General features: G+C 72.1%; 22 protein-coding genes, 1 tRNA gene and 1 pseudogene. 18 read left to right on the top strand and 6 right to left on the bottom strand.

Going from position 1 to position 26,584, the window contains the following annotated elements:
* The first annotated feature begins 261 nt into the window (after positions 1–261).
* Both topA and tmk read left to right on the top strand, forming a co-directional pair.
* Entirely contained in the window at positions 262–3,108 is a 2,847-nt protein-coding gene (gene topA / locus ACZ45E_RS08805) for a type I DNA topoisomerase (RefSeq protein ID WP_468218313.1), read from the top strand.
* Between the two features lie 122 nt (positions 3,109–3,230).
* Positions 3,231–6,527 carry a dTMP kinase gene (gene tmk, locus ACZ45E_RS08800; RefSeq protein ID WP_468218312.1) on the top strand — a complete coding sequence of 1,099 codons (3,297 nt, stop codon included), beginning with the start codon at positions 3,231–3,233 and terminating at the stop codon, positions 6,525–6,527.
* Between the two features lie 40 nt (positions 6,528–6,567).
* Here the strand turns inward: tmk and ACZ45E_RS08795 are convergent, their stop codons facing one another.
* Complete coding sequence (locus ACZ45E_RS08795) at positions 6,568–7,032, bottom strand: GNAT family N-acetyltransferase (protein WP_468218310.1); 465 nt, start codon at positions 7,030–7,032, stop codon at positions 6,568–6,570.
* Between the two features lie 81 nt (positions 7,033–7,113).
* Between ACZ45E_RS08795 and ACZ45E_RS08790 the strand changes: the two genes are divergently transcribed.
* The 5 genes from ACZ45E_RS08790 to ACZ45E_RS08770 all read left to right on the top strand — a co-directional run bounded on the left by ACZ45E_RS08790 (position 7,114) and on the right by ACZ45E_RS08770 (position 12,560).
* Positions 7,114–8,319: a DNA polymerase III subunit delta' gene (locus tag ACZ45E_RS08790; RefSeq protein WP_468218308.1), complete on the top strand. Its 1,206-nt coding sequence runs from the start codon at positions 7,114–7,116 to the stop codon at positions 8,317–8,319.
* A 154-nt stretch (positions 8,320–8,473) separates the two neighbouring features.
* Positions 8,474–10,051: an alpha/beta hydrolase gene (locus ACZ45E_RS08785; RefSeq protein WP_468218307.1), complete on the top strand. Its 1,578-nt coding sequence runs from the start codon at positions 8,474–8,476 to the stop codon at positions 10,049–10,051.
* A 115-nt stretch (positions 10,052–10,166) separates the two neighbouring features.
* Positions 10,167–10,240: transfer RNA gene (locus tag ACZ45E_RS08780), tRNA-Thr, on the top strand.
* Between the two features lie 744 nt (positions 10,241–10,984).
* Entirely contained in the window at positions 10,985–12,085 is a 1,101-nt protein-coding gene (locus ACZ45E_RS08775; protein ID WP_468219180.1) for an ADP-ribosylglycohydrolase family protein, read from the top strand.
* 178 nt (positions 12,086–12,263) lie between these two features.
* Positions 12,264–12,560 (top strand): YrhB domain-containing protein, encoded by a 297-nt coding sequence (locus tag ACZ45E_RS08770; protein ID WP_468218305.1) that lies wholly within the window; start codon positions 12,264–12,266, stop codon positions 12,558–12,560.
* A gap of 149 nt (positions 12,561–12,709) precedes the next feature.
* Here the strand turns inward: ACZ45E_RS08770 and ACZ45E_RS08765 are convergent, their stop codons facing one another.
* Together ACZ45E_RS08765 and ACZ45E_RS08760 are read right to left on the bottom strand one after the other, a co-directional pair.
* Positions 12,710–12,940: a hypothetical protein gene (locus tag ACZ45E_RS08765; RefSeq protein WP_468218303.1), complete on the bottom strand. Its 231-nt coding sequence runs from the start codon at positions 12,938–12,940 to the stop codon at positions 12,710–12,712.
* Positions 12,941–12,947: 7 nt separating this feature from the next.
* A complete protein-coding gene (locus ACZ45E_RS08760; protein ID WP_468218301.1) occupies positions 12,948–13,268 on the bottom strand; it encodes a hypothetical protein in 321 nt (106 codons plus the stop codon).
* Positions 13,269–13,499: 231 nt separating this feature from the next.
* On the opposite strand from ACZ45E_RS08760, the gene ACZ45E_RS08755 reads away from it, so the two are divergent.
* From ACZ45E_RS08755 to ACZ45E_RS08745, 3 genes are all read left to right on the top strand, one after another.
* Positions 13,500–14,060 (top strand): hypothetical protein, encoded by a 561-nt coding sequence (locus ACZ45E_RS08755; protein ID WP_468218300.1) that lies wholly within the window; start codon positions 13,500–13,502, stop codon positions 14,058–14,060.
* Positions 14,061–14,314: 254 nt separating this feature from the next.
* Entirely contained in the window at positions 14,315–14,827 is a 513-nt protein-coding gene (locus tag ACZ45E_RS08750) for a SigE family RNA polymerase sigma factor (RefSeq protein ID WP_468218297.1), read from the top strand.
* Between the two features lie 181 nt (positions 14,828–15,008).
* On the top strand, positions 15,009–16,322 hold the full coding sequence (locus tag ACZ45E_RS08745) for a hypothetical protein (protein WP_468218295.1): 1,314 nt from the start codon (positions 15,009–15,011) through the stop codon (positions 16,320–16,322).
* A gap of 101 nt (positions 16,323–16,423) precedes the next feature.
* Here ACZ45E_RS08745 and ACZ45E_RS08740 read toward each other — a convergent pair whose 3' ends face one another.
* Complete coding sequence (locus ACZ45E_RS08740; protein ID WP_468218293.1) at positions 16,424–18,166, bottom strand: bifunctional 3'-5' exonuclease/DNA polymerase; 1,743 nt, start codon at positions 18,164–18,166, stop codon at positions 16,424–16,426.
* Positions 18,167–18,415: 249 nt separating this feature from the next.
* Between ACZ45E_RS08740 and bla the strand changes: the two genes are divergently transcribed.
* Entirely contained in the window at positions 18,416–19,309 is an 894-nt protein-coding gene (bla, locus tag ACZ45E_RS08735) for a class A beta-lactamase (protein ID WP_468218292.1), read from the top strand.
* Here bla and ACZ45E_RS08730 read toward each other — a convergent pair.
* On the bottom strand, positions 19,267–20,157 hold the full coding sequence (locus tag ACZ45E_RS08730; protein WP_468218290.1) for an NAD(P)H-binding protein: 891 nt from the start codon (positions 20,155–20,157) through the stop codon (positions 19,267–19,269). The two genes, bla and ACZ45E_RS08730, sit on opposite strands and share 43 nt — an antisense overlap.
* A gap of 187 nt (positions 20,158–20,344) precedes the next feature.
* Here ACZ45E_RS08730 and ACZ45E_RS08725 point away from each other — a divergent pair, with 187 nt between their 5' ends.
* The 4 genes from ACZ45E_RS08725 to ACZ45E_RS08710 all read left to right on the top strand — a co-directional run bounded on the left by ACZ45E_RS08725 (position 20,345) and on the right by ACZ45E_RS08710 (position 25,016).
* Positions 20,345–20,743: a winged helix-turn-helix transcriptional regulator gene (locus ACZ45E_RS08725; RefSeq protein WP_468218288.1), complete on the top strand. Its 399-nt coding sequence runs from the start codon at positions 20,345–20,347 to the stop codon at positions 20,741–20,743.
* Positions 20,733–21,836 carry a DUF2786 domain-containing protein gene (locus ACZ45E_RS08720; protein ID WP_468218286.1) on the top strand — a complete coding sequence of 368 codons (1,104 nt, stop codon included), beginning with the start codon at positions 20,733–20,735 and terminating at the stop codon, positions 21,834–21,836. The genes ACZ45E_RS08725 and ACZ45E_RS08720 overlap by 11 nt, the downstream gene beginning before the upstream one ends.
* 245 nt (positions 21,837–22,081) lie before the next feature.
* Positions 22,082–22,450 carry an ArsR/SmtB family transcription factor gene (locus ACZ45E_RS08715; RefSeq protein WP_468218283.1) on the top strand — a complete coding sequence of 123 codons (369 nt, stop codon included), beginning with the start codon at positions 22,082–22,084 and terminating at the stop codon, positions 22,448–22,450.
* A 43-nt stretch (positions 22,451–22,493) separates the two neighbouring features.
* Positions 22,494–25,016 carry an FUSC family protein gene (locus ACZ45E_RS08710; RefSeq protein ID WP_468218282.1) on the top strand — a complete coding sequence of 841 codons (2,523 nt, stop codon included), beginning with the start codon at positions 22,494–22,496 and terminating at the stop codon, positions 25,014–25,016.
* Between the two features lie 158 nt (positions 25,017–25,174).
* On the opposite strand, the gene ACZ45E_RS08705 is transcribed toward ACZ45E_RS08710, so the two are convergent.
* Positions 25,175–25,669 carry a hypothetical protein gene (locus tag ACZ45E_RS08705; RefSeq protein ID WP_468218280.1) on the bottom strand — a complete coding sequence of 165 codons (495 nt, stop codon included), beginning with the start codon at positions 25,667–25,669 and terminating at the stop codon, positions 25,175–25,177.
* Between the two features lie 154 nt (positions 25,670–25,823).
* On the opposite strand from ACZ45E_RS08705, the gene rpmG reads away from it, so the two are divergent.
* The 3 genes and pseudogenes from rpmG to ACZ45E_RS08690 all read left to right on the top strand — a co-directional run.
* Positions 25,824–25,988 (top strand): 50S ribosomal protein L33, encoded by a 165-nt coding sequence (gene rpmG / locus ACZ45E_RS08700; protein WP_382769287.1) that lies wholly within the window; start codon positions 25,824–25,826, stop codon positions 25,986–25,988.
* A 2-nt stretch (positions 25,989–25,990) separates the two neighbouring features.
* Complete coding sequence (locus ACZ45E_RS08695) at positions 25,991–26,245, top strand: type B 50S ribosomal protein L31 (protein ID WP_468218277.1); 255 nt, start codon at positions 25,991–25,993, stop codon at positions 26,243–26,245.
* 208 nt (positions 26,246–26,453) lie between these two features.
* Positions 26,454–26,584, top strand: a pseudogene (locus tag ACZ45E_RS08690) (IS481 family transposase); the annotation flags it as partial.

Here is a 26,584-nt window from a genome sequence, read left to right as displayed (position 1 = left end):
CAACAGGGACTTTCGTGACAGGAACGTGTCCCCCCGCGGCACACACAGTGATCTTGTGGCTACCCGGAGGCGAGGGGTCCGCTCCCGGGTCCGGGGGCAGGATCACGAGGAGTCGGGTTACCGTTCCGAGTGGCTGCTGCGTGCTTTTCCCGTTTGACACACCGGCGGGAGGTACCGTCACACTCCGCAGCAGCGCTGTAGTCACCGACGGAGCACCGTCAAAAAAACAGCCTCAACCGCCGACCGGAGAGAAGAGCGAAGTTGTCCCCGACCAGCGAGACCGCACAGGGCGGCCGCCGACTCGTCATCGTCGAGTCGCCCGCCAAGGCGAAGACGATCAAGGGCTATCTCGGCCCTGGGTACGTCGTCGAAGCGAGCGTCGGGCACATCCGCGACCTCCCCAGTGGGGCGGCCGAGGTCCCCGAGAAGTACACCGGTGAGGTGCGCCGCCTCGGCGTGGACGTCGACAACGACTTCCAGCCCATCTACGTCGTCAACGCCGACAAGAAGGCACAGGTCAAGAAGCTCAAGGAGCTGTTGAAGGACTCCGACGAGCTCTTCCTGGCCACCGATGAGGACCGCGAGGGCGAAGCCATCGCGTGGCACCTCCTGGAGGTCCTGAAGCCCAAGGTCCCCGTCCACCGGATGGTCTTCCACGAGATCACCAAGGACGCGATCCGCAGCGCCGTCGCCAACCCGCGCGAGCTCAACAAGCGGATGGTCGACGCGCAGGAGACCCGCCGCATCCTCGACCGCCTCTACGGCTACGAGGTCTCGCCGGTCCTGTGGAAGAAGGTCATGCCGAAGCTGTCGGCGGGCCGCGTCCAGTCCGTGGCCACCCGGCTCGTCGTCGAACGGGAGCGCGAGCGCATCGCCTTCCGGTCCGCCGAGTACTGGGATCTGACCGGCACGTTCGCGACCGGCCGCGCCGGTGACCCCTCCGACCCGTCGTCGCTCGTCGCGCGCCTCAGCGCCGTCGACGGCAAGCGTGTCGCACAGGGCCGCGACTTCGACTCGCTCGGCCAGATCAAGGGCGGGAACTCGGCGAACACCCTGCACCTGGACGAGGCGAACGCGCGAGCGCTCGCCGCCGCCCTCCAGGACACGGCGTTCGCCGTCCGCTCGGTCGAGTCCAAGCCGTACCGCCGCTCGCCGTACGCCCCCTTCCGTACGACGACGATGCAGCAGGAGGCCTCGCGCAAGCTGGGCTTCGGTGCGAAGGCGACCATGCAGGTGGCCCAGAAGCTGTACGAGAACGGCTTCATCACCTATATGCGTACGGACTCCACGACGCTGTCGGAGACGGCCGTCTCGGCCGCCCGTGCCCAGGTCACGCAGTTGTACGGCGCCGACTACCTGCCGGACAAGCCGCGTACGTACGCCGGCAAGGTCAAGAACGCGCAGGAGGCGCACGAGGCGATCCGCCCCTCCGGCGACCGCTTCCGCACCCCTGCCGAGACCGGCCTGTCCGGCGACCAGTTCCGGCTCTACGAGCTGATCTGGAAGCGCACCGTCGCCTCCCAGATGAAGGACGCGGTCGGCAACTCGGTCACCGTGAAGATCGCGGGCCGCTCCAGCGACGGCCGTGACGCCGAGTTCAGCGCGTCCGGCAAGACCATCACCTTCCACGGCTTCCTCAAGGCCTACGTCGAGGGCGCCGACGACCCGAACGCGGAGCTGGACGACCGCGAGCGGCGCCTTCCGCAGGTCACCGAGGGCGACCCGCTCTCCGCCGAGGAGCTCTCGGTGGACGGCCACGCGACCAAGCCGCCGGCCAGGTACACCGAGGCCTCGCTGGTCAAGGAGCTGGAAGAGCGCGAGATCGGCCGCCCGTCGACGTACGCGTCGATCATCGGCACGATCCTCGACCGTGGCTACGTCTTCAAGAAGGGGACCGCGCTGGTCCCCTCCTTCCTGTCGTTCGCCGTCGTCAACCTCCTGGAGAAGCACTTCGGGCGGCTCGTCGACTACGACTTCACCGCCAAGATGGAGGACGACCTCGACCGCATCGCGCGGGGCGAGGCACAGTCCGTGCCGTGGCTGAAGCGTTTCTACTTCGGTGCCGCGGCCTCCGACAGCGGTGCCGCCGCGAGCGCCGACCCCAGCGCGGCCGACGCGGGCAACGGGGACGGCGACCACCTCGGCGGCCTCAAGGAGCTCGTCACGGACCTGGGCGCCATCGACGCCCGCGAGGTCTCGTCCTTCCCGGTCGGCAACGACATCGTGCTCCGGGTCGGGCGCTACGGCCCCTACGTCGAGCGCGGCGAGCGCGACTCCGAGAACCACCAGCGGGCCGACGTCCCCGAGGACCTCGCCCCCGACGAACTCTCGGTGGAGTACGCCGAGGAACTGCTCGCCAAGCCGAGCGGCGACTTCGAGCTGGGCACCGACCCGGCCAGCGGCCACCAGATCATCGCCAAGGACGGGCGTTACGGCCCGTACGTCACCGAGGTGCTCCCCGAGGGCACCCCGAAGACCGGCAAGAACGCGGTGAAGCCGCGTACCGCCTCGCTCTTCAAGACCATGACCCTCGACACGGTCACCCTTGAGGACGCCTTGAAGCTGATGTCGCTGCCGCGCGTGGTGGGCGCCGACGCCGAGGGCGTCGAGATCACCGCGCAGAACGGGCGGTACGGGCCGTACCTGAAGAAGGGCACGGACTCCCGCTCGCTGCAGACCGAGGACCAGCTCTTCACCATCACGCTCGAAGAGGCGCTGGAGATCTACTCCCAGCCCAAGCAGCGCGGGCGCGCGGCCGCCAAGCCGCCGTTGAAGGAGCTCGGCGCGGACCCGGTCAGCGGGCAGCCGGTCGTGGTGAAGGACGGCCGCTTCGGCGCGTACGTCACCGATGGGGAGACGAACGCCACGTTGCGCTCCGGGGACTCCGTGGAGGAGATCACGCCCGAGCGCGGCTACGAGCTTCTCGCGGAGAAGCGGGCCAAGGGACCTGCCAAGAAGACGGCGAAGAAGGCCGCCAAGAAGGCACCCGCGAAGAAGGCCCCCGCCAAGAAGACGGCTGCCAAGAAGACCGCGGCGAAGACGACCACCGCCAAGAAGACCGCTGCCAAGAAGGCGCCCGCCAAGAAGACGGCCCCGGCTGAGCAGTAGGCAGGAAGCGGGCGGCGGTTCGCGGCTTATGTGGAGGGGACGCCTCCGGGATCCGATCCCGGAGGCGTCCATTTGTTCGGGTGGGCGCCCGGACTGTCGGTCCGTCCCGATAGGCTGGACGAATGACCCGTGCCGAGCAGCCAACGGCCCCCCACACGGCCCCAGACAACGCCCTGGTAGCGGACTCCCGAGAGCGCGCCGTGCGCGCCCTCCTGCGCGTACCTCAGTTGAAGCGACTGTGGTCCGCGCAGCTCGTCGGCGGGGTGGGTGATGCGCTCGGGCTGCTTGTGCTCGTCGTGCTCGCGCTCCAGGCGGCCATCACACAAGGGTCGTTCGGCGGCGGGTACCGGGGTGTGGCCTTCGCCGTCGCCGCGGTGTTCGGCGCGCGGATCCTGTCGACGCTGCTGTTCGGCGCCGTCCTCCTCGGACCGCTGACCTCGCTGACCGCCCCGGGCGGGCCCCTCGACCGGCGCTGGACCATGGTCGGCGCCGACGGGCTGCGCGCCGCGCTGCTGATCGTCGCGCCGCTGTGGATCGACTGGACCCCGGACAACGCGCCGGCGCTGATCCTCGTGACGGCGTTCGTCGCCGGGGTCGCCGAGCGGTTCTGGACCGTCGCCAAGGAGAGCGCGGCGCCGTCACTGCTGCCCGCGCCGCCGCTGGAGGGCGCGGCCGTACGGCCGTTGCCGGACCACATGGACGCGCTGCGCCGGCTCTCGCTGCGGACCGGTTTCGTGGCGATCCCGCTGGCCGCCGCCGTACTCGTCGTCGTGACGCTGATCGAGAACCTGATCGGGGCGGGCGTCGACTGGTTCGCGCAGCACCAGGTCGCGCTGGCCTCCTACGTGGGCGCGGGGCTGTTCGCCGCCTCGCTCTCCGTCGTCTTCCTCCTCGAACTGCCCGGCGCGCAGACCCCCCGCGCGCGGTCGCCGCTCGAAGGGCTGCGCCGCCCGAAGACCGGCAGCGGCGTCGACAAGGGCCGCACCGGCGCCATCCCGCTGCTCGTCCTCGCCTGCGCCGCCGTCGCCGCCGCGATCGCCGCCGCCGTCGCCGTGTCCGTGCTGCACGCCAAGGACCTGGGCGGTGGCCCGGTGACGTTCGGCCTGCTCGTCCTCGGCCTGACCGGCGGCACCGTCGTCGGCATCCGCACCGCGCAGACCGTGCTGCCGACGCTGTCCCGGCGCCGCCTGCTCGCCCTCGCCATCGCGCTGACCGGCCTCGCGCTGCTCGCCGCCGGGCTCGTCCCGGACGTGACCACCGTGATCCTCGTCGTCACCGTCGCCGGTGTCACCGCGGGCATCGCCGCGAACACCGGGCACACGCTGCTCGACCAGGAGAGCGAGGAGTACCGGCGGGCCCGCGTCACCGAGCACCTCCAGGCCGTCGTACGTGTCAGCGTCGCGCTCGGCGCCCTGGTGGCGCCCGTGCTCGCCGCGCTCATCGGTCCGCACCGCGTGGAGAACGGCAAGTTCGTCTTCGCGCACGGCGGCGCCGCGTTCACGCTCATGCTGGTGGGCGCGCTGCTGCTGCCCGTCGCCGCGCTGGTCCTCGCCAAGGCCGACGACCGCAGCGGCGTACCCCTGCGGCACGACCTGAAGGACGCGCTGCTCGGCGGCAACGACCCGGCGCAGGCCCCCGCCGCCACCGGCTTCTTCATCGCCCTGGAGGGCGGCGACGGCGCCGGGAAGTCGACGCAGGCGGAAGCGCTCGCCGAGTGGATCCGCGGCAAGGGACACGAGGTCGTGCTCACGCGCGAGCCCGGGGCGACGCCCGTCGGCAAGCGGCTGCGCTCGATCCTGCTGGACGTCTCTTCCGCCGGACTCTCGCACCGCGCGGAAGCCCTGCTGTACGCAGCCGACCGCGCCGAACACGTCGACACCGTCGTACGGCCCGCCCTGGAGCGCGGCGCCATCGTCATCTCCGACCGCTACATCGACTCGTCCGTCGCCTACCAGGGCGCGGGCCGCGACCTGTCGCCGACCGAGGTCGCCCGGATCAACCGGTGGGCCACCAGCGGGCTCGTACCGCATCTGACGGTGCTGCTCGACGTGGACCCGGAGACCGCCCGCGAGCGGTTCACCGAGGCGCCCGACCGCCTCGAATCGGAGCCGGTGGAGTTCCACGCGCGCGTGCGCTCCGGTTTCCTGACGCTGGCGGCGGGCGACCCCGGCCGCTACCTGGTGGTCGACGCGGGCCAGGAGCCGGAGGCCGTGACGACTGTCCTGCGCCACCGTCTCGATGTCCTCCTGCCGCTCTCCGAAGCCGAGATCAAGGCGCAGGAAGAGGCCCGCAAGGCCGCCGAGGAAGAGGCGCGGCGCAAGGCCGAGGAAGAGGCCGCGCGCAAGGCCGAGGAAGAGCGGATCGAGCGCGAGCGCCAGGAGCAGCTCGCCAAGTTGCGCGCCGAGGAGGAGGAGCGCAAGCGCCGCGAGCTGGAGGAGGCGCAGCGCATCGAGGCCGAGCGCCAGGCGGAGGAGGCCCGGCAGCGCGCCGAGGAGGCCCGCCGCAAGGCCGAGGCCGAGCAGGCCCGTCTCCTCGCCGAGGAGCAGGCCCGCGCCGTCGAGGAGGAGCGCCGCCGCAAGCAGGCCGAGGAGGAGGCGCGGCTCCGCGCGGAGGCCGAGGAACGGCGTGTGGAGAAGCAGCGCAAGGCCGAAGAGGCCCTGCTGCGCGCGGAAGAGGCGCGACGGCTCGCCGCCCAGGCCGCGCAGGCGGCTCAGGCCGCGCAGGTGGCGCGGGCCAGTACGGCCGCGCGCGCCGCGGCCGCGAATCTGCGGAAGCCGACTGCGCCTGCCGCTCCGGCCGCGCCGAACGCGCCTGAGGCGTCCGGTGCCTCTGCCGGGTCGGCTGCGGCTGCCGGGTCGGCTGCGTCGGAGAAGCCTTTTGCGCCGTCCGCGCCGTCCGCGTCGTCCGCGTCGTCCGCGCCGTCCGTGCCGTCCGTGCCGGACAACGAGACGACGCAGCCGACGCCGATCGTGCGGCCGCAGACGCCGTCCGAGGCCGAGGAGACCGCGGTGCTGCCGCCCGTGCGGGACGCCGAGGAGACGGCACAGCTGCCGCGGCCGCCGGCCGGTGCCGCCGATGAGACGGCGGTCCTGCCGCAGTTCTCCGACGCGCCCAGGGACAGGGCGCCGCGGGGGTACTTCCGCGACGAGCAGGCCGCACCGCCCGCCGAGAGCGGCGCGGAGCGTACGGCGGAGCTGCCGCAGCTCGACGAGGAGGGCCGACCGCGCCGTCGCCCCCGCCCCGACTGGGCGGAGGAGACGCCGCTGGACGATCTGCCGACGCTGGCGGACGAGCTGCTGGGCGTACCGGCCGACGAGACCGACGCCACTGACGACGCCGACGCTGCTTACGACGCTCAGGGCGAGGCGCGGGGCAAGGACGACGACAACGGCAAGGGCCGGAAGGGGCGGCGTCGGTAGTCGGCCGTGGCGGTAGCTGTTTCGATTGGCTGGGTGGAGTTCAGGCCAGCCTGAGTTCCACCCAGTCCACCGTGTCGCCGGCCAGCCGGTACCGGTCGACCTCCTCGGTGAACCCGGCCCGTTCCGCGAAACGCAGCCCCGCCGAGTTCGAGCCGAGCACGACCGTCTCGATGTGCTCGGCGCCCAGAGCGCGGGCCTTGCCGAGCCCGCGCTCGTACAGGGCCCTGCCGAATCCGCGCCCGCGGTGCTCGGGCAGCACCCGTGAGATCACCGTGGCCACCCCGTCCCGCGGGGCCCGCACGGTGGAGCAGCCCACGAGGACATCCCCGTCGTAGGCGACCTCCAGGACGTTGCGCCCGGCGCGTTCGGTGACGTCGTCGAGGGAGAGGTACGCCGAGGCGACCGGCACGATCGTGTTGTGCACGTGCTGCCAGTCGGCGATCAGGGCACGGTCGCCCCCGGCGCCCGGGTCGCCGCTCAGGGTCTCGATACGGAGATCAGTCATCCGCGTAGCCAACCCGGTGCGGACGGTGTTGTCAGTGGCGCCCGGCACAATGGCGGGAGCACGAGAAAGGGCGGTGTCCACATGGCCGTATGGGACGACCTGGTCGGTCAGGAGCGCACGATCGCGGAGCTGGACGCGGCCGCGCGGGACGCGGACGCCCTGGTGACCGCGGCCGGATCAGGGACGCCGCCGCCCGCCGGGTCGAGGATGACGCACGCCTGGCTGTTCACCGGGCCGCCCGGAGCGGGCCGGGTCACCGCCGCGCACGCCTTCGCCGCGGCGTTGCAGTGCGTGTCACCGGACAGGGCGCTCGGCGGCGCCCCGGGCTGCGGATTCTGTGACGGCTGCCACACCGCCCTGCTCGGCACGCACGCCGACGTCTCGACCGTCGCCGCGGTCGGTACGCAGATCCTGGCCGAGGACATGCGCGACACCGTCCGCAAGTCGTACACGTCACCGGCGACCGGCCGCTGGCAGGTGATCCTCGTCGAGGACGCCGAGCGGCTCAACGAGAAGTCGGCGAACGCCGTGCTGAAGGCCGTCGAGGAGCCCGCCCCGCGCACGGTGTGGCTGCTGTGCGCGCCCTCGGTGGAGGACGTGCTGCCCACGATCCGTTCCCGCTGCCGTCTGCTGACCCTGAGCACCCCCGCCGTGGACGCCGTCGCCGACATGCTCGTACGGCGCGACGGCATCGAGCCCGCTGTCGCCGCCACCGCCGCCCGCGCCACTCAGGGCCACATCGACCGGGCCCGGCGCCTGGCGACCGACCCGCGCGCGCGGGAGCGCAGAGCCGCGGTGCTGAAGGTGCCGCTGCGCGTCGAGGACGTCGGGGGCTGCCTCAAGGCGGCGCAGGAGCTGGTCGACGCGGCGGCGGAGGACTCCAAGCAGCTCGCCGAGGAGGTCGACACCAAGGAGACCGACGAGCTGAAGGCGGCGCTCGGCGCGCAGAGCGGCGGACGGATGCCGCGCGGCACGGCCGGAATCATGAAGGACCTGGAGGACAAGCAGAAGCGGCGCCGGACGCGTTCGCAGCGCGACTCGCTCGATCTGGCGCTCACCGAGCTGACCGGCGTGTACCGGGACGTGCTCGCCCTTCAGCTCGGCTCGCGGGTGGCGCTCGCCAACACCGAGATCCAGGACACCCTGGACCGGCTGGCGCGGAACACGTCACCGGAGTCGACGCTCAGACGCATCGAGGCGATCGGGGCCTGCCGGGTCGCCCTGGACCGCAATGTGGCTCCGCTGCTCGCGGTCGAGGCGATGACGTTGGCACTGCGCGCCGGGTAGGCGGACGCGCACAGGGCCCTTCGGGGGCGTGGCGGTGCCCAGGCCGACGTTGAAGCGGCCAGGAGCTTGCTGGTACCCACGCCGAGGGGGAAGCCGCCAGGAGCTTCATGGCACTTAAAGTGACCCGGCGCGCGCGGAGCGTTACGCTCGCTCGATGGACTTCAGGCGCCACCTCTTCACCGCCCGCTCCCGCACGCCCCTGCTCGCCGCCGCCACCGGACTGCTGCTGGCAGGCATCTCGGCCTGTTCTCCGGGGAGTTCGGCCTCCTCTGACGTCGCGCTCGCCGCGCTGCCCAGCTCCGACCAGACGCGGTTGAGTTCCTACTACGGCCAGACCTTGAAGTGGCGCAAGTGCGGCGCCCCCGGCTTCGAATGCGCCACGCTCAAGGCGCCGCTGGACTACGAGAAGCCGACCTCGGGCGACATCGACCTCGCGGTCTCCCGCAAGAAGGCCACGGGCCCGGGAAAGCGCCTCGGCTCGCTCCTCGTCAACCCGGGCGGCCCTGGCGGCTCCGCCGTCGGCTACCTCCAGTCGTACGCGGGCATCGGCTACCCGAAGAAGATCCGGGCCGGCTACGACATGGTGGCCGTCGACCCGCGCGGCGTGGCCCGCAGCGCGCCCGTCACCTGCCTCGACGGCAAGCAGATGGACACGTACACGCAGACCGACGTCACCCCGGACGACGCCGGTGAGCAGAAGCAACTCACCGCCGCCTTCGACAAGTTCGCGTCCGGCTGCCAGACCGCCGACCGGGTCTCCCGCCGAATCCTGCCGCACGTCTCCACCGTCGAGGCCGCCCGCGACATGGACCTCGTGCGCGCCGCTGTCGGCGACGAGAAGCTGAACTACGTCGGCGCCTCCTACGGCACGTTCCTCGGCGCGACCTACGCGGGCCTCTACCCGGAGCGCGTCGGGCGGCTCGTGCTCGACGGGGCGATGGACCCGTCGCTGCCGGCCCGTGAGATGAACCGGCAGCAGACCGCCGGGTTCGAGACCGCGTTCACCTCCTTCGCGAAGGACTGCGTGGCCCGCGCCGACTGCCCCCTCGGCACCGGCACCCCGGACCAGGCGGGCGGGCGGCTGAAGTCGTTCTTCACCAAGCTCGACCGGGCGCCGATCGGCACCGGCGACCCCGACGGCCGCAAGCTCGGCGAAGCCCTCGCGACGACCGGCGTGATCGCCGCGATGTACGACGAGGGGGCCTGGCCACAACTGCGACAGGCACTCACCTCGGCGACGAAGAAGGGCGACGGCGCGGGCCTGCTCGCCCTCTCCGACAGCTACTACGAGCGCGACCCCGACGGCACGTACGCCAACCTGATGTTCGCCAACGCCGCCGTGAACTGCCTCGACCAGGCGCCGTCCTTCACCTCCGCGAAGGAGGTCGAGGACGCCCTGCCCTCCTTCGAGAAGGCGTCCCCTGTCTTCGGCGCGGGCCTGGCCTGGTCCTCCCTGAACTGTGCCTCCTGGCCGGTGAAGCCGACGGGCGAGGCGCACCGCATCACCGCCGAGGGGGCCGCGCCCATCGTGGTGGTCGGCACCCTCCGCGACCCGGCCACCCCCTACCCCTGGGCCAAGGCGCTCGCGGGCCAGCTCTCCTCCGGCCACCTCCTCACCTACGACGGCGACGGCCATACGGCGTACGGGCGCGGCAGCGACTGCATCGACGGCGCGATCAACACGTACCTGCTCACCGGCACCCCACCGAAGGACGGAAAGCGCTGCTCGTGATGGGTGTGCCCGCGGCGGCGCCGCCTGTCCTGGGCGACAAAAGGGTGGGCGGAGCATCCCGGGGGAGCGTGTAGGATTGGCGACGTTGCTGACGCACTCCGGTGCGCGCGGCGGCGCCGCCTTAGCTCAGATGGCCAGAGCAACGCACTCGTAATGCGTAGGTCTCGGGTTCGAATCCCGAAGGCGGCTCTGTGGAAGCCCCAGAACTCACTCGCCGTGATCTGGGGCTTTTGCTTTTTCTCGGTATGGAGGGGCCCTCTGCGGATGAGCGCGGAGGGCCCCTCGACGTGCGCACCGTGGGACGCGCTGTCAGGCGACTACGGCGGGTAGGAACGAGAACTCCCGGGTACGAGGGACGGCCGGCGCAGGCTGACGGTGCAGGCTGACGGCGCAGGCCGCGATGGAGCTGGCGAGACCAGCTGGGGGTTCGGCGGGCAGGCTTTCGACCGCCCGCGACACTGCGACCCGGCATCCGGGCTTCGCCTTGTCTGATTGCGATCGGCAACGCGCGAGTGTGAGGATGCTGGGCACATGAACTTTGAGCGCGATGACGCAGCACCCCGATTCGTCAAGCGGGTCACCAGCCCTCACTTCGAGGAGAGTCCCGGGGTCGTCGTGCCCGGGGGGCCGCCGCGCTACGCGTTCGACACGGACCATCCCGTGCAGTTCGTGGAGTTGGCCGACGACCAGGGCGAGGTCTTCGGCTACCTCTGGTTCAACGACGAGGACGATGCCGCGGACTGGACGCCGCTCGCATCGGGAGGCGCACGCGCCAGGAGCCTCGGGGCGGTATGGACCTTCCGCCTGGACGCGGGAAAGGCCCGCGGCCTCACACCCTCCCAAACCGTGTCCGAGCTGATCGAGCAGTGGCCCACTGCCGGGTCCACCCACATCGTCAGGGGCCCTCTCGCCGAGGCGAGGAGTTCGGCGGCGTTGGAGGCGCTCGCAGGCCACTCCACGGTGAAGCGCGTCTGGAAGACAGCCGCCGGGTCCCTGTTCGGTCTGGCCATCGGTGACGCCATGGGTTATCCCACTGAGTTCTTGAACATGGCGCAGATTACCGCCAAGTTCGGCCCGTGGGAGAGGATGGGGCTGCCGCTTTCCGCGGGCGACGTCGTTCGGGTGACTGATGACACTCAGATGGCACTGGCCGTCGGTGAGGCACTGGTGGAGGCCGGTGCCGGTGAGCCGGGCGCCCGTAGGCCTCGTGGGGTGAACACTGCCGCGACCGCTCTCACTCCTGCCACGGTCGAAGCCGCGCTGCGCAAGCATTTCGTCGCCTGGCTGCACGACCCCGACAACAACAGGGCCCCCGGCCAGACGTGTCTCCGCGCATGCGCGGCTCTCGAACGCGGCATTCGCTGGCAGGACGCCACGGTCATGGACTCCAAGGGCTGCGGCGCCAACATGCGGGTCACGCCTGTCGCCCTCGTCCCCGGCCTCGGCCCCGAACAGCGCGCGGGCATCGCACAGTTGCAGGCGGCACTCACTCACGGCCACCCCACGGCGCTCGCGGCCAGCGACCTGACGGCCCACGCCACGTGGCTGCTCGCGCACGGCTGTGAACTCGGTGACCTGCTGCCCAGGCTGCGGACCTACGCACAGGATTCCCGGCACACGTACCACGCGGAGTGGTTGGGCGACCTGGCCGCCCGGTCCGGCGCCCCTGATCCGCGCGCTTTCATCGCCTTCGGCTGGGACGAATGCCTGCGCGCTCTCGACACCGCTGCTGCCGCCCTGCGCGTGAAGGACGTGAGCCGTGATCCGTCGGAGGCGGTCGGCGCCGGATGGATCGCCGAGGAAGCCCTCGCTACGGCCCTGTACTGCTTCCTTGTCGTCGGCGGCGGCGACGCACGCGGGGTGGTGGCGCGCGCCGCGCACTCGTCCGGCGACTCGGACTCGATCGCCGCGCTGGCAGGCGCGTTCGCCGGTGCCAGGTACGGGCTCACGTACTGGCCGCCGGAGTGGCGCGAGGCGCTGGAGTACGAGGGTCGCATCAGCGCGCTGGCTGCTGTCTGGGACGATGCCGCCTGACCTGCAGGGAGGCGAAACGATGACGAGTCCCGGCCTGGCGGGCCCCGCTCAGCGCGCGACCGAGTGGCTCGGTGAGGTGTACGGCGGGCTCGTCGAGCTGTTGCCCGCCTGCGCTCCCGCGCACGCCGATGCCTTCAGCGACGGATTGCATGTTCCCTACCGATACGGAACTCCATAAATGGTGACCAAGGACGAGGCCGTGACGGCCGCAGAGAAGTTCCTGAAGAATGTCGCATATCCGGACCGGGCTGGTTCCGTGGTGATGCTGCCGGAAACGGCGAACGACTTCCCGTATGCCTGGACCGTGCGATTCGACTTCCAGGAGCACATCGACACAGGCGATTTCGCCCAAGCACCCTTCAGCTCGCTGATCGTCGTCCCCCATGACGGCTCACCGGCGCATTTCGCACCGACGTACCCACCGACGGAGGAGTACCTGGCCCTCCGGGCCGCCGGCAACTGGCCTCCCAAGTAGGGCGCGGCCGATGCCCTAGAGCGGCTCGCCTGCACAGCCGGACTGTGGGGGTGCAGGCGAGCCTGGACATCGGGTCCGGCTTGAGGGGGACGGGCTCGGCGGGCGCCTACGCGCGTGGCAGCGTCAGTTGTGGGAGGGGGCGCGCCGAGTTACCCCTCGCTGGTGTGCCTCCTCCGCGTCCGGGCTTGCCAGGCCCAGCGTGCGAGGGCGCCGACGGCGAGGGAGACGAGGATGGCGCCCCAGTCGATGACGTGGGGCAGGCCGGGGCAGAACGCGAAGAACAAGAGCGAGGCGGCGGCGCCGATGGCGAAGGCGATGAGGCCGGCGCGGTGGTGTTTCGCTTCTTGGGTGGAGTCTCGGGGTGGGGAATCGGGGGTCATGTGCGGCTCACTTGGTGATGTGGTGGCACTGGCTGACTCGCCGCACGCCGTTGACGACGAGGTGAGCGCATGCCTTGCCGTAGCGGGGGAGTCTCTGCGGCGCGTTGTTCCGCATCGGGTCGATCTTGCACTCGGTGTGGGTCCTGCCCCTGGAGGTGCGGTACGTCCTGTTGTTCGTGTTCGCGTAGGTGAAGTCGATGTGCCAGTTGCAGAAGCCGCTGTTCAGAGCGCCGACGAAACCGCAGTCGACCCCGGCGTTCTGATAAGTGATCTTCTTGCCGCCGCCGCGGATGATGTGGGTGAACACGCAGCCTGTCGGGACCTTCATGGTCACGCCTCCGACCTGGTAGTCGAAGGTGGCGACGGGAGTGGAACCGACGGCGGTGGCGTGTGCCGGCGATGTCGGTAAGACGGCGAGTGCTGCTGTGGCAGCGAGAGTTGCGATGGTCCGGGCTGTTGAGCGCATGTCCATGAACGGCCCTTGTTGCGGCGGAGTGTGCCGAGATCGGGAACTCCTGGCGCCGACTCAAGGTTCTGCGTCGAAGAACGGACCACCATGATGAGTGATCAGCAGATTGATGCGCTGACCGACGTCGAGACCTCACGTTCGGCAGGCGGTAAGGCGCACGGGTTGCCTCGGGTGATCATTGCGACCTACGATCGCGCCGACTTCCGCGTTTGCGGAGGGCAAAGCATAAACAGGGGGAACCACTTGAAGTTGGCACGTATAGCCGGTGTAGCCGCCGCGAGCGCTGTGCTCGTCTTTGGGATCTCCAGCTCCGCCATGGCTGCTGACCACACCATGCGCACGGGCGATGCCTGGGGAGACGTTCCCGGTGTCGACTGGAGCGGAACCGGCTTCTTCAATGAGAACGGCGACGTCGTAACGATCAAGGACAACGACGCCGACGGCCGTGGTGTCACGATGAACGTGTACGTCGGTTCCCCGACCGGGAACCCGCGCTACTCGTTCAGCGTCGGCGGCGAGGGCAACACCAACACGCGCAAGGCGTCGATGGGTGGCTCGTACAACCTGCCGGAGAACACCTACATCGGCTTCAAGTTCTGCCGGTCGCCCGATGGCGAGTGCAAGGACTACAAGTTCCTCAACGACCACTGAGGAACGACCACTGAGGAACGACCACTGAGACTGAGACCGGTATGACGTCGGCCTGACATCGGCCTGACGTCAGGCCGAGAGATCGGTGAGGTCGTGGCGGCCCCGCTTCCTGGACGAGTTCCTGGGAGCGGGGCCACTCACGTTTCCCGTGCCGCGTGCCGCGTTCGTCCGCCCGTTCCCGGGCCCGTGCAACATTTCGCCGGGGTCGCCGCATCTATCAGGTGTAGGGGAACGACTGGGGGAGGACACCGGGGATGAGACGGTCGCTCGAAGGGGCCTTCCGCGAGTTCGCCGAGGCGCGCACAGGTCAGCTGTACCGGTCCGGGTGCCTGTTGACCAGCGGCGACACACATCTCGCCGAGGACCTGGTGCAGGAGACCCTGGGCCGGATGTACGTCGTATGGGGGCGGCCCGCGGTGCGGCTCGGCAACCCGGCGGCGTACGCGCAGACCGTGCTGGTCCGGGCCTTCCTCGCGCATCAGCGCCGCCGCTCGGCGGGCGAACGCCCCTCGGACGATCTTCCCGAGTCGGCGGTGGCCGGGCCCGGGGACACGTCCCTGCGGCTGACGCTCCTCGACGCACTGCGCCAACTGCCGCCGAAGGACCGGGCCGTTGTCGTCCTGCGCTACTGGGAGGACCGGTCCATCGAGGAGACCGCGGACGCGCTGCACCTCAGCTCGGGCGCGGTGCGCAGCCGCAGCCATCGGGCCCTGGCCCGGCTGCGCGAACTACTCGGCGGCAACGTCACCGAGTTCGCCGCCTACTGACCAAGCGAAGCAGCCCGAGCGGACAAGCAGTCCGAGTGGACAAGCAGCCCGGGCGGACAAGCAGCCCGGGCGGACAAGCAGTCCGAGCGGACAAGCAGCCCGAGCGGACAAGCAGTCCGAGCGCGCTAACGGTTCATGCGCACAGCCAGACCATACGTACAGGCCGAAGGGAGTGGTCGGGGTGTCCGGAGCGGACGACGGCCGGGACGGTTTCGAGGACGGTCTCTCGGTGGCGCTGCGGCGCACCGGGAAGGGCTTCTCCACAGAGGGGCGGGCATTGGTGGACGGCGGGGTGCTGCGCGGGCGCCGCCGGTTGCGGCGCAGACGGGTCGGCGCGGTGACCGGGAGTGTGGCGGCGCTGGCCGTGGTCGGGCTCGGCTCGTCGTACGCCGCCGGGGCCTTCGACAGCGGCACCGCCGATCTGCGGGGCGGCGTCGCGGCGCGGCCGAGCGGCGCGTCGTCGAACGCCGAGTCGAACGCCGCGTCGACCGCCGCGCCGGACGGGAAGAAAAGCCCGCGCGGCAGCGGCCGACAGCTGAGCGGGGACGAGGTCCTCGGCATCCTCGAAGGGCTGCTGCCCCAGGGGAAGGTGAGCGCCGGGCGCGGCCGGGGTACCGCTGACCAGGGCGGACCGCTCGCGCACGTCGTCCACGACGACGGGCACGGCAAGAGCGCCATCGGCGTCACCGTAGGCGCGGTGGACCCGGACGGGGCCGCGGCCGAGGAGCAACTCGACTGCCCCGACCAGCGGTTCGTACCGTACGACTCGTGCGACCGCGAGACCCTGGCGGACGGATCGCGGCTGCTGCTGATGCGCGGCTACGAGTACCCGAACAAGGAGGCCCCCACCAAGTGGTGGCACGCTTACCTGGTGACGGCCGAGGGTTACACCGTCGACGCGGGGGAGTGGAACGCGGCGGCGCAGAAGGGTGCTCCCGTCTCCAGGCCGGAACCGCCGCTGAGCATCCCCCAGTTGAAGGCGCTCGTCACCTCGGCCAAGTGGCGCCCCGTGATGCGGGCGCTCGGCGTGGCGCCGGACGATCCGGTCGCGCAGCCGCCCGCGCAGGGCACCGACAAGGCGGCGGTCCTGAAGAAGCTCAGGTCGCTGCTGCCGCAGCGGGTGCGGGTCACCGCGACCGGCGGCGAGGACGGCGGGTACGCGTACGTGGTCGTCGACGACGGCAAGGGCGCGTCATTCGTCCAGATCAACGTGCAGTCCGACATGGGCGACGTGGCGAAGGACCTGTTCAAAGCGGGCGACGAGACGCTGCCGGACGGCACGCGCGTGGCCACGCGCACGGGCTCGGGGGACGACAAGGGCGGCTCCGGCCTCGCCATGTGGACCGCCGACGTAATGCGCCCGGACGGGTTCCGGGTCGTGGTGTCCGCGTTCAACTCCGGGTCGCAGACGACCGACGCCACCCGACCCCAACCTGCCCTCACCGTGGCCGAGTTGCGGAAAATCGCGATCTCGGAGAAGTGGCGCCAGAAGTAGGAAGGCCGGGAGTAGGAAGGTCGGGGGTCGGAGGCTGGCGGCCAAGGTCCGCGGCCAAAGGCCAGGGGCCTAAGGTCGGCAGCCAGAAGCCCGACCCCGCGTCACTTGGCATCGGCGTAGCACTCGACCACCGCCGTCGTGAACGGGAACCGCACCGGCGTCTCGCCGAACGTCAGGCGTCCCGCCAGCTCCGAGGCCTCCCGGATCGCCTCGCTCACCCGGGGTGCCTCGTGCTCGGGGCAGTGCACGATCACCTCGTCGTGCTGGAAGAAGACCAGCTCGGCCGCCATCCCGGCGAGTGCCTGGCGCAGCGCGGCGAGGACCAGCAGGGTCCAGTCCGCGGCGCTGCCCTGCACCACGAAGTTACGGGTGAAGCGGCCGCGGGCCCGCGAGTTCGACGACGCGTAGCCGTACGCGCCGTAGCCGTGGCCGTGGGTGCCGGACCCGGTTGACTGCGCCGGGTCGCCGTCCGGGCCCGCGCCGTCGGGTACGTCCTGCGGCAGGCCCGCCTCCTCCGCCTCGGCCGCGCCCACGGCCGGTGGGCAGGTGCGGCCGAGCCAGGTGCGCACGAGCCTGCCCTCCTCACCGGCCCGGGCGGCCTCGTCGACGTACGCGACCGCCTTCGGGAAGCGGCGGCGCAGCAGCGCCAGGTTCTTCAGGCCGTCCCCGGACGTCTGCCCGTACATGGCGCCGAGCACGGCGAGCTTGGCCTGGCCGCGGTCGCCGGCGAACGCGCGGTCCGAGACCGACTGGTACAGGTCGCCGTCCTGGCCCGCGACCTCCATGAACGCCGGGTCGCGGGAGATCGCGGCGAGCACCCGCGGCTCCATCTGCGCGGCGTCGGCGACGACGAGCCGCCAGCCCGGGTCGGCGACGACCGCGCGGCGGATGACCTTCGGGATCTGCAACGCCCCGCCGCCGTTCGTCGTCCAGCGGCCCGAGACGGTGCCGCCCGGCAGGTACTCGGGTCTGAACCGCCCGTCCCGCACCCAGTCCTGCAGCCACGACCAGCCGTGCGCGGTGTAGATCCGGTACAGCTTCTTGTACTCCAGCAGCGGTCGCACGGCCGGATGGTCGAGGGATCTGATCTCCCAGCGCCGGGTCGACGCGATCTTGAACCCGGCCTCCGCGAACGCCTTCACCACGTCCGCGGGCAGCTCGGGGCGGACCCGCCGGCCGAACGCCGCCGACACCTCGTCCGCCAGCTCGGCCAGCCTGCGCGGCTCGCCCCGGCCCGCGTACCGCTCGCCGAGCAGTTCGTGCAGCAGGTCCCGGTGCAGGTCGGCGCGCCACGGCAACCCGGCCGCGTGCATCTCGGCGGCCACCAGCATGCCCGCCGACTCCGACGCGGTGAGCAGCCGCATCCGGTCCGGCAGGGCCGTCGCCGCGTGTCTGCGCTGCTGGTCCGCGTAGACCTCGACGAGATCGGCCAGGGGTACGTCCACGGGTGGGCGCGGCTCGAACAGCGACGACTGGGAGCCGGGCTCGGCGACGCGGGGCGGCGGATCCGGCGGGACGGGCGTGTTCCGGAGCCTGGCCAGGGCCGCGGCGGCGGAGCGCGGCTCGCCGTGCCGTCCCTCGTGGGCGAGGAGCAGATTCTCGGCGGCCTCGATGTCGTAGGCGCGCTCCACGCCGGTCCCGGCCCCGATCCCGGCGGCGAGCAGCCGCGGGTACACCGCGTGCGTGTCCCGCCACACCCACCGGGCCACACCTGGGCGGCTCCGCACCGCCCCGGCCAGGTCGGGCTCCCGGACCACCGGACCGGCGGGCAGCCCGTCCGGGCCCAGCGGCACGACGTCGGCGCCGCCGTGCTCGGTGGGGGCGAGGGCCCAGCGATCGTTCACATCGCCGAGTGTCACACCCGCCACTGACATTTCCCTGCGGCCAACATTTCGGCCACATCGCGAGGTCACCGCCCGGGGCGGCGGCGGCCCTGTTTCACTCGACGGCACAGAAACGGTCACAGAGACCACTCAGGCACCGCACGCCTCAGCCGCCCCAGACGCACTAGCCGCCCCAGACGCACTAGCCGTCCCAGACGCACCAGCCGCACCAGTTGCCCCAGCACCCGCACCGAAAGAGGTCGGAACGTCTTGCGTATCAGCCGCCGCACCCTGCTGACCACCGGAACCGCTCTGGGCGCGACCGCCCTGCTCGGAGCCGGTACCGCCACCGGTACCGCGTACGCCACCGGCGGGCTCGGCCGCCGCCTGGCCGCGCTGGAGCGCGAGCACGGGGCCCGCCTCGGCGTCTTCGCGCAGAACCTGCGGACCGGGGCGGTGCTCACACACCGGGCGGACGAACGTTTCCCGCTCTGCTCCACGTTCAAGACCCTCGCCGTCGCCGCGGTGCTGCGCGACCTCGACCGGGACGGCCGCTTCCTGGCGCGCCGCATCCACTACACGCAGGCCGACATCGACCGGGCGGGCGGCGCCCCCATCACCGGCCGCCCCCGGAACCTCGCCCACGGCATGACCGTCGCCGCGCTGTGCGGCGCCGCCATCTCCTACAGCGACAACACCGCCGCCAACCTCCTCCTGGACCGGCTCGGCGGACCCGCCGCGGTGACCCGCTTCGCCCGCTCGGCCGGGGACCGGGTGACCCGGCTCGACCGCTTCGAGCCCGAGCTGAACTCGGCCGAGCCCGGCCGGCTCACGGACACCACCACGCCGCGCGCCATCGGGTCCACGTACGCCCGGCTCGTCCTCGGCCGGGTCCTGGACCCCGGCGACCGGGCCCGGCTCGCGGGATGGCTGCTCGCCAACACCACCAGCGGCGACCGGTTCCGCGCCGGTCTGCCCACCGACTGGGTCCTCGCCGACAAGACCGGCACGGGTTCCTACGGCACGGCCAACGACGTCGGCGTCGCCTGGACCCCCTCCGGCGCCCCCGTCGTCCTGTCCGTGCTCACCACGAAGCCCGCCAAGGACGCCACGCCCGACAATCAACTGGTCGCGAGCGCGGCCGAGTTGATGGCCGCCATATAGTCGACGGCCTCCCTGTAGGCGTCGATCGCCGGACGCGGGGCGCGGCCCAGGAGTTGGCGGAGCGCGCCCCGGTCCGGCGCGGCGATGGCCGAGCCGTCCATGAAGCCCGCCGCGATCACCGAGTACGTCCCCACGAGCATCGGCACCTGGAACGGGAGCGCCCCGGACGCCGTGAGCCGCGCCCGTGCCCCGGCCAGGGTGGACGGCCGGTACGCGACGCCCGCCGCCTGCGCCAACTCGGCCCCGCCGGCCGGGACTTCGCCGACCAGCTCGTACGTGCGGGACGCGTGCCGCCCGGGATCGAGGGCCACCCGCACCGCCACCTCCGCCAGATCGTCGCGGGCCACCGCAGCGAGCCGCCCCGTGCCGAGCGGCGCCGTGATCACAGCGTTCGCCCCGCCCGCGCTGTCTGTTCCGTCCGCCGCGGGTGGCGCGAGGAAGGCGAGCAGCTCGGCGTAGAGGCCGTTGCGCAGCACCGTCCAGTCGAGCGCGGACTTCCGCAGGCGGCGCTCCGTCCAGCGGTGCGGCAGGGCGTACGCGAGGTGGTCGCCGTCGCCGGACAGGCTCGTGTAGACGACGTGCCGCACGCCCGCCTTCTCCGCCGCGGCGATCGCCGCCTCGTGCCGCGCGATGACCTCGTCGTCCTCGCCGTAGCCCGCCGAGATCATCAGGAGCGTGTCCACCCCGGCGAAGCCCCGCGCGAGCGTGTCGGGCGCGTCGAAGTCGATGCGGCGCCGTCCGGCCCCGGCGCCCGGATCGCGCGTGCCGAGCAGCACGTCGGCACGGCCGGCGAGCCGCTCCGCGATCAGCTTGCCCAGTTCGCCGGAAGCCCCTGTGACCAGCAGCATGGAAGGTCCCCCTCGTGTGGTGCGTCGTGGATGCTGAGACCATCGTCGAGGCGGGGCGGCGGGCGCGTAAGGAGGCACTTCGATGTCAGTGGGGCACACGGGGGTAACCACTCCTGAGCCAGGGGTAACCACCCACGAGCCAGGGGTAACCACCCACGAGCCAGGGGTAACCACCCCCGAGCCTGGGGTGACCACCCCCGAGCCTGGGGTGACCACCCCCGACCCGGTCGTCAGCTGTGACGATCATGACGACTGCGGGATCCGTGACGTCTTGGACCGGCTCGGCGACAAGTGGTCGGTGCTCGTCGTCGTCGAACTCGCCGCAGGAGTGAAGCGATTCCGCGAGTTGCAGCGCGCGGTGACCGGTATCTCGCAGCGCATGCTGACGCTGACCGTGCGGCGTCTGGAACGGGACGGGCTGGTCACGCGGACCGTGTACCCGACGATCCCGCCGCAGGTCGAGTACGAGCTGACGGAGATGGGCCACAGCCTCACGCACCTCATCAAGGGCCTCGCCGACTGGTCCCGCGGCCACAAGCCCGCCATCACCGCCGCCCGGGCCGTCTGGGACGCGGATGAGCACTAGTACGGTCGAGCGCGCCTTCGCCGCCGCGCTGTTCACCGCCGACAGCGACCTGGACACCGGGGCGTCCCTGCTCGCGGCCGACCCGTCGGCCGACGCCGAACTCGCGTTGCGCGGGCGGGAGTTCGTGCGCCGCGCGTGGGAGCGCGGCTGGCAGCCCGCCGACGTGATCCGGATGGTCGTACGTGAACTGGCCCCGGAGCACGCGGGGCTCGCCGCCCGGCTGATCCGCGCGGAGACCGGCCGGTACGGGGCGCTGCCGCCGCGCTGGTCCGGGCAGCTCGCGGAGCTGCCCGCCGACGAGGCCCGCCAGGACCGCTTCTCGGCCGCCACCACCACCCTGGAGCTGTACAAGCTGCTGCTGCGGCTGCCCGCGATCGAACCCGTCGGCCCGGTGCCGGGGGAGTCCGTCACCGTGCCCGTCGCGGGCGAGCCGCGCGCCCTCGCCCGGATCCGCGCGCTGCTCGCGAAGGCGGAGGCGACCGGATACCCGCCGGAGGCCGAGGCGCTGTCGGCCAAGGCGCAGGAGCTGATGGCCCGGCACTCCGTCGACGAGGCGCTGCTCGCCTCCCGTACGCACGCGAAGGACGCGCCGGCCGCGTGCCGGATCGGTGTCGACGCCCCGTACGAGACGGCGAAGGCGGTGCTGCTCGACGCGGTGGCCGGCGCGAACCGGTGCCGCGCCGTGTGGAACAGCGCGTTCGGCTTCTCGACGGTCGTCGGCTTCGATCCTGACCTGGAAGCGGTGGAGGTGCTCTATACGTCGCTGCTGGTGCAGGCGTCCGCCGCCATGACGCGGGCCGAGGCGGAGCAGCGGGCGGCGGGCCGCAAACGCACGAAGACGTTCCGGCAGTCGTTCCTGGCGGCGTACGCCCACCGCATCGGCGACCGCCTCGCCGCGGTCACCGGACAGGTGGCGGACGAGCAGGGTGAGTTGCTGCCGGTCCTCGCCGCCCGGGACGTCGCGGTCACCGGCCGCGCGGAGGAGATGTTCCCCGAGACGGTGACGACCCGGATGAGGGGGGTCACGGACGAGGCGGGCTGGACGCAGGGCGCTGCCGCGGCGGAGCGGGCTCGGATGCGTGGGGCGTCGTAGGGCGGGAGGGCCGGGAGGGCCGGGAGGGTGGACGCCGTGGGTGGTTCCGGTCTCGGCCCTTATGGCAGGGCCTTTCGATGGCAGGGCAGGGAGCGGACCAAGGGCCCAAGAGCCCAAGGGCCCAAGAGCCCAAGAGACTGGGAGCCCAAGAGTCCGAGAGCCCGATAGGCTGTTCGCCGTGGAGCAAACACTCGGTAAGGCGTGAGTGTGCGCACGGCATCGAACCCTCGACAAGGAGCCGCGGCATGGCGACGCAGGCGAGCCCTACTGACCGGACGGCGACGGCGGCGGCGAGTCACCGCCCGATGCCCGTGCACAAGGACCCCGCGGATGTCTCCCTGGAGACGGCGCTGCTCGCGCTCTCCGACCCGGTTCGCCGCGCGCTCGTGCGCGAGCTGGCGGGCTCCGGCGACTGGGAGCGTACGTGCGGCACCTTCGACGTGCCCGTCACCAAAGCGACCCTGAGCAGGCATTTCTCCGTGCTGCGCGAGTCCGGTCTGCTGGAGCAGCGGGACGCGGGGCCCAAGCGGTTCAACCGGTTGCGGCGCGCCGAGTTCGACGAGCGGTTCCCCGGCCTGCTGGCCCTGGTCCTCCGTGACGGCGCGGAAGTCTGACCTCATTGCGGGGTAATGGGCAAGATGACCGTATTCTGGCGGAGTGAGCTGGTTCCGGGCGCTGAAGGACACCACCCGCTCGGGCCTGACCGTCGAGCGGAAACGCCTTGAACCCCTGATCGCCCTGCGCGGCGCGGTCGGCCTGGCCGTCGTGATCGCCGTCAGCCTGGCGCTGTTCGGCCCGGTGGTGGCGGCGGGCTCGGCGTTCGGCGGGTTCCAGGCGGCGATCGCCACGTTCCAGCGCAGTTGGCGGCCCCGGCCCGAACTGGCCCTCGCCTCCGGCGCGAGCCTCGGCGTTTCCACCTTCGTCGGCTACCTCACCGGCTCCCACCTGCTGCTGTTCCTGCCACTGCTCGCCGTCTGGACGTTCCTGGCGGGCCTGTCCTGGGCGGCGGGCCCGACCATCGGCATCATCGCGTCGTCGAACGTGGCGATGATGCTGGTCACCATCACCCTGCCGACGTCGATCGCCGAGGCGGCGGGCCACGCGGCGATGATGGTCTTCGGCGGCCTGGTCCAGGCGGCCCTGGTGATCCTCTTCCCGGTACGCCGCTGGGGAGCGCAGCGCGACGCGCTCGCCGACGCGCTCGCCGCCGAGGCCGACTACGCGCGCCGCCTGCGCCACGACCCGGTCGCCGAGTTCGACCCGGCGCCGCTGATGCTGGCCCGCAGCGCCGCCGCGCTCACCCCGCGCCAGGCCCGCACCCGCCCCGCCCAGCTGCGCGGTACGCGCGGGGTGGCCGAGCGGATCAGGCCCGTCCTCGCCTCCCTCGCCGACCCGGCGGTCGGCGTGCCCGCGGAGGGCCCCGAACGCGACCGGGCCCGCGAACTGCTGGCCGCCGCCGGTTCGATCCTGGACGCCGCGGCCCGCGCCATCCGGCACGGCACGCCCGTCTCCGTCCCGCCGGGCGCGCTCGCCGCCGTCACCACCCCCGACACCGGGGCGATCCTCTCCGGCCCCGCCCAGCGAGCGGCGACCCGCCTGGGCCCCCTCCTCAAGGACGTACTGGAGACGGCGGGCGGCGTCCCGACCGCGCCGCCCGCCCTCCGCGACCGCCTCTCCCCGCCCCTGCCGACCCGCCTGCACCCGCGTCGCCGCCGCACGCCGGCCCCCTCGGCCTCCTCGACCGCCTCAACCTCCTCGACCGCCTCAACCTCCTCGGTCCCCGCGACCTCCTCGGTCCCCGCGACCTCCTCGGCCCCCGCGACTGCCTCGACCCCCTCGCCCCCGACAGTCCCCTCGGCCCCCTCGGCCCCCTCGGCCCCCTCGGTCCCCGCGACTGCCTCGACCCCCTCGCCCCCTACAGTCCCCTCGGCCCCCGCGACCGCCTCGACCCCCACGACCGCCTCGACCCCCACAGCCCCCTCGGCCGAGGAAGCGCCCCCGCCCGAAACCCCGTCCCCCGAACCCCCGCCCCCCGACCCCGGTCGCCCCTTGCGCCGCCCCAGCCTCTTCCAGCTGGTCCCCGTCGCCGTGCGGGCCATCCGGCGCGAGGCCCGTCCGGGGTCGCCGATCCTGCGGCACGCCACCCGCGTCGCCGCCGTCGCCCTCGCCGGATACCTCATCGGCGACCTGCTGCCGCTCGGGCACGGCTACTGGGCCCCCATGTCCGCCGTCATGGTCATGCGGCCTGACTTCTCGCAGACGTACTCACGCGCCGTCGCCCGCTTCGGCGGCACCCTCGTCGGCGTCGCCCTGGCCACCGCCGTCGTCCAGCTCGCCCACCCGGGCACCCAGCTGTCCGCCGCCCTCGCCGTCCTGTGCGCGGGCCTGATGTACCTGCTCATGCGCACCGGTCAGCTCGCCGCCCAGGCGTGCGTCGCCGCGTACGTCGTCTTCCTGCTCGGCATGGGCGGCCAGACCTGGAGCCAGACGGTCCCCGAACGCCTCGGGCTGACCCTCGCGGGCGGCCTCCTCGCGACGCTGTCGTACGCGCTCTACCCGGCCTGGGAGACACCGCGCCTGCGCACCCGCCTCGCGGACTGGCTCGTCGCGCTCGGCGAGTACGCGGCGGTGGTCGTCGACCATTACGCCCACCCGGCGGGCAAGGCCTGCCCCGACGTCCGCGCGGCCCTGCTGAAGGCGCGGGACGCGCACATCGCCTGGCAGGACGCCGTGGACCGGGCCCGCACCGAACCCGTACGCCACCGGGGTCTGTCCAACGCCGCCGCCGACGACGCCGCGCACGCCCTGCACCACCTGGGCCGCGTCGCGATGCTCATGGAGGCCCACCTCCCCGAGCGGGACGCCACCCCCGTCCCCGCGGCGGCCGCCCTCGCCGACGCTTTGCGCGGTGCGACCCGGGACGGGGCCCGCGCCATCCGCGAACGTCGCCTCCCCGGCTGGAAACCGGTCCGCGAGGCGCTCGACGCCTGGGATGGCGAGGGTGTCCCGGACCGCGTCGTCCGGCGCGGCGCGGGCATGCTCGTGGAGAGTCTGGAGGCGCTCTCCGACGCGCTGGACACCGACGTACCGCCGATGACGGTGAAGCCGAGGGAGGAGGCCGGGACGGCGGAGGGAACGGCGGGCGGGGAGCGGAAACCGGACGAGCCGCGCGACTCGTAGCGGCCGCGCGGCCCGTCACGTGCGAGGACCCGGGCTCAGTCCGTCGGCAACCCGCCGATCCAGCCGGTCGGCAGCCCGAAGCGACGGGGGTCAGCCCGTCATCAGTCCCGAAGTGAAGCCCCGAGGTCAGCCCGTCAGCGGTGCCGAAGCGACGCGGGTCAGCCCGTCGGCAACCCGCTGGGCAGGCCCGTCGGCAGCCCCGAGGGAAGCTTCCCGTCCGTGGACTTCGTGAACGTGTCGTCCGTCCCGGCGCCCCAGGACACCTTCATGGTCGTGCCGTCGTTGGACTCGACCGCCCCCGCGGTGCGGTCGGTGTCCCCGTCCGCGCACTTGAGGCTCAGCGCGGGCTTGCCCGTGCCCGTCACGGTCCCGGTGCACAGATGTCCGTCACCCGTGCTCAGCGACGCCTGCTCGCCGCCGACCACGAGGACGACGGCCTGCCCGCCGGTGGTGGCGCTCCAGATCCCCTCGATGTCCTTGCCGGACCCGGCCGACCCCGGCGAACCGGTCGGACCCGCCGAGGACGGCGAGCCGCTGTCCGACGCGTCGTCCTTCGCCGTGCCCCCGTCGCCGCCGTCACTGCTGCAACCGGTCACGGCCAGCGCCGCCACCACGGCCGCGACGCCCGCGATCACGTGTTTCCTGATGCGCACAACATCCCCCTACGTCGGTACTCGCTGCTGTCGTCCTGAGCCGCCGGAGCAAATTACCAGCCGTTACCCGAGGCGGCGGCGGTGGTGACGCATGTCTCAGCCGTGCGGGCCGCTGCCCTATTGAAAACGACAGTCATGTTCGTATACTGCCTGCATGGCACGCAACGAACTCCGCCCAGTGATCAAGCTCAGGTCCGCCGCGGGGACCGGCTACACCTACGTGACCCGCAAGAACCGCAGGAACGACCCCGACCGCGTGACCCTGCGCAAGTACGACCCGGTCGCCGGCCGGCACGTCGACTTCCGAGAGGAGCGCTGACCATGAACAACGCCATCCACCCCGCCTACGCCCCGGTCGTCTTCCGCGACCGCGCCGCGAACCACGCCTTTCTCACCCGCTCCACGGCGACGAGCGAGCGGACCGTCCGGTGGGAGGACGGGAACACGTACCCCGTCGTCGACGTCGAGATCTCGGACGCCAGCCACCCCTTCCACACCGGCAGCCGGCGGGTCCTGGACACCGCCGGCCGGGTGGAGCGCTTCGAGCGCCGCTACGGGCAACGGCCCGGCCGCTAGACCGGGCCGCACCGCGAAGTGGAGCCGCCGGAAAGGAAACCGGAGCCGGAGCCGCCGGAACGAGAACCGGAGCCGGAGCCGCTAGGTGTAATGCCGCGGGAGGTTGTGGACGGGTGATGCAGGTCTCGGCTTAGGGATCTTGAACGGGTGAGGGCCTTCCGGGTTCGGTGTGGATTGCGACATCTACACCAACCAGCAGAAGGCCCTCATGCCCCACCGTAATGCACCCCTGACCGAGACCGGACGCCTTCGCCTGGCCCGCTGCGTGGTCGAGGACGGCTGGCCCCTGCGACAGGCGGCCGAACGCTTCCAGGTGTCCCCGACGACCGCCCAGCGGTG

This window comes from Streptomyces sp. NPDC030991 (assembly GCF_055571235.1).
Note: the sequence above shows the minus strand (reverse complement) of the source record. Positions and strands in the feature narration are given on the sequence as shown.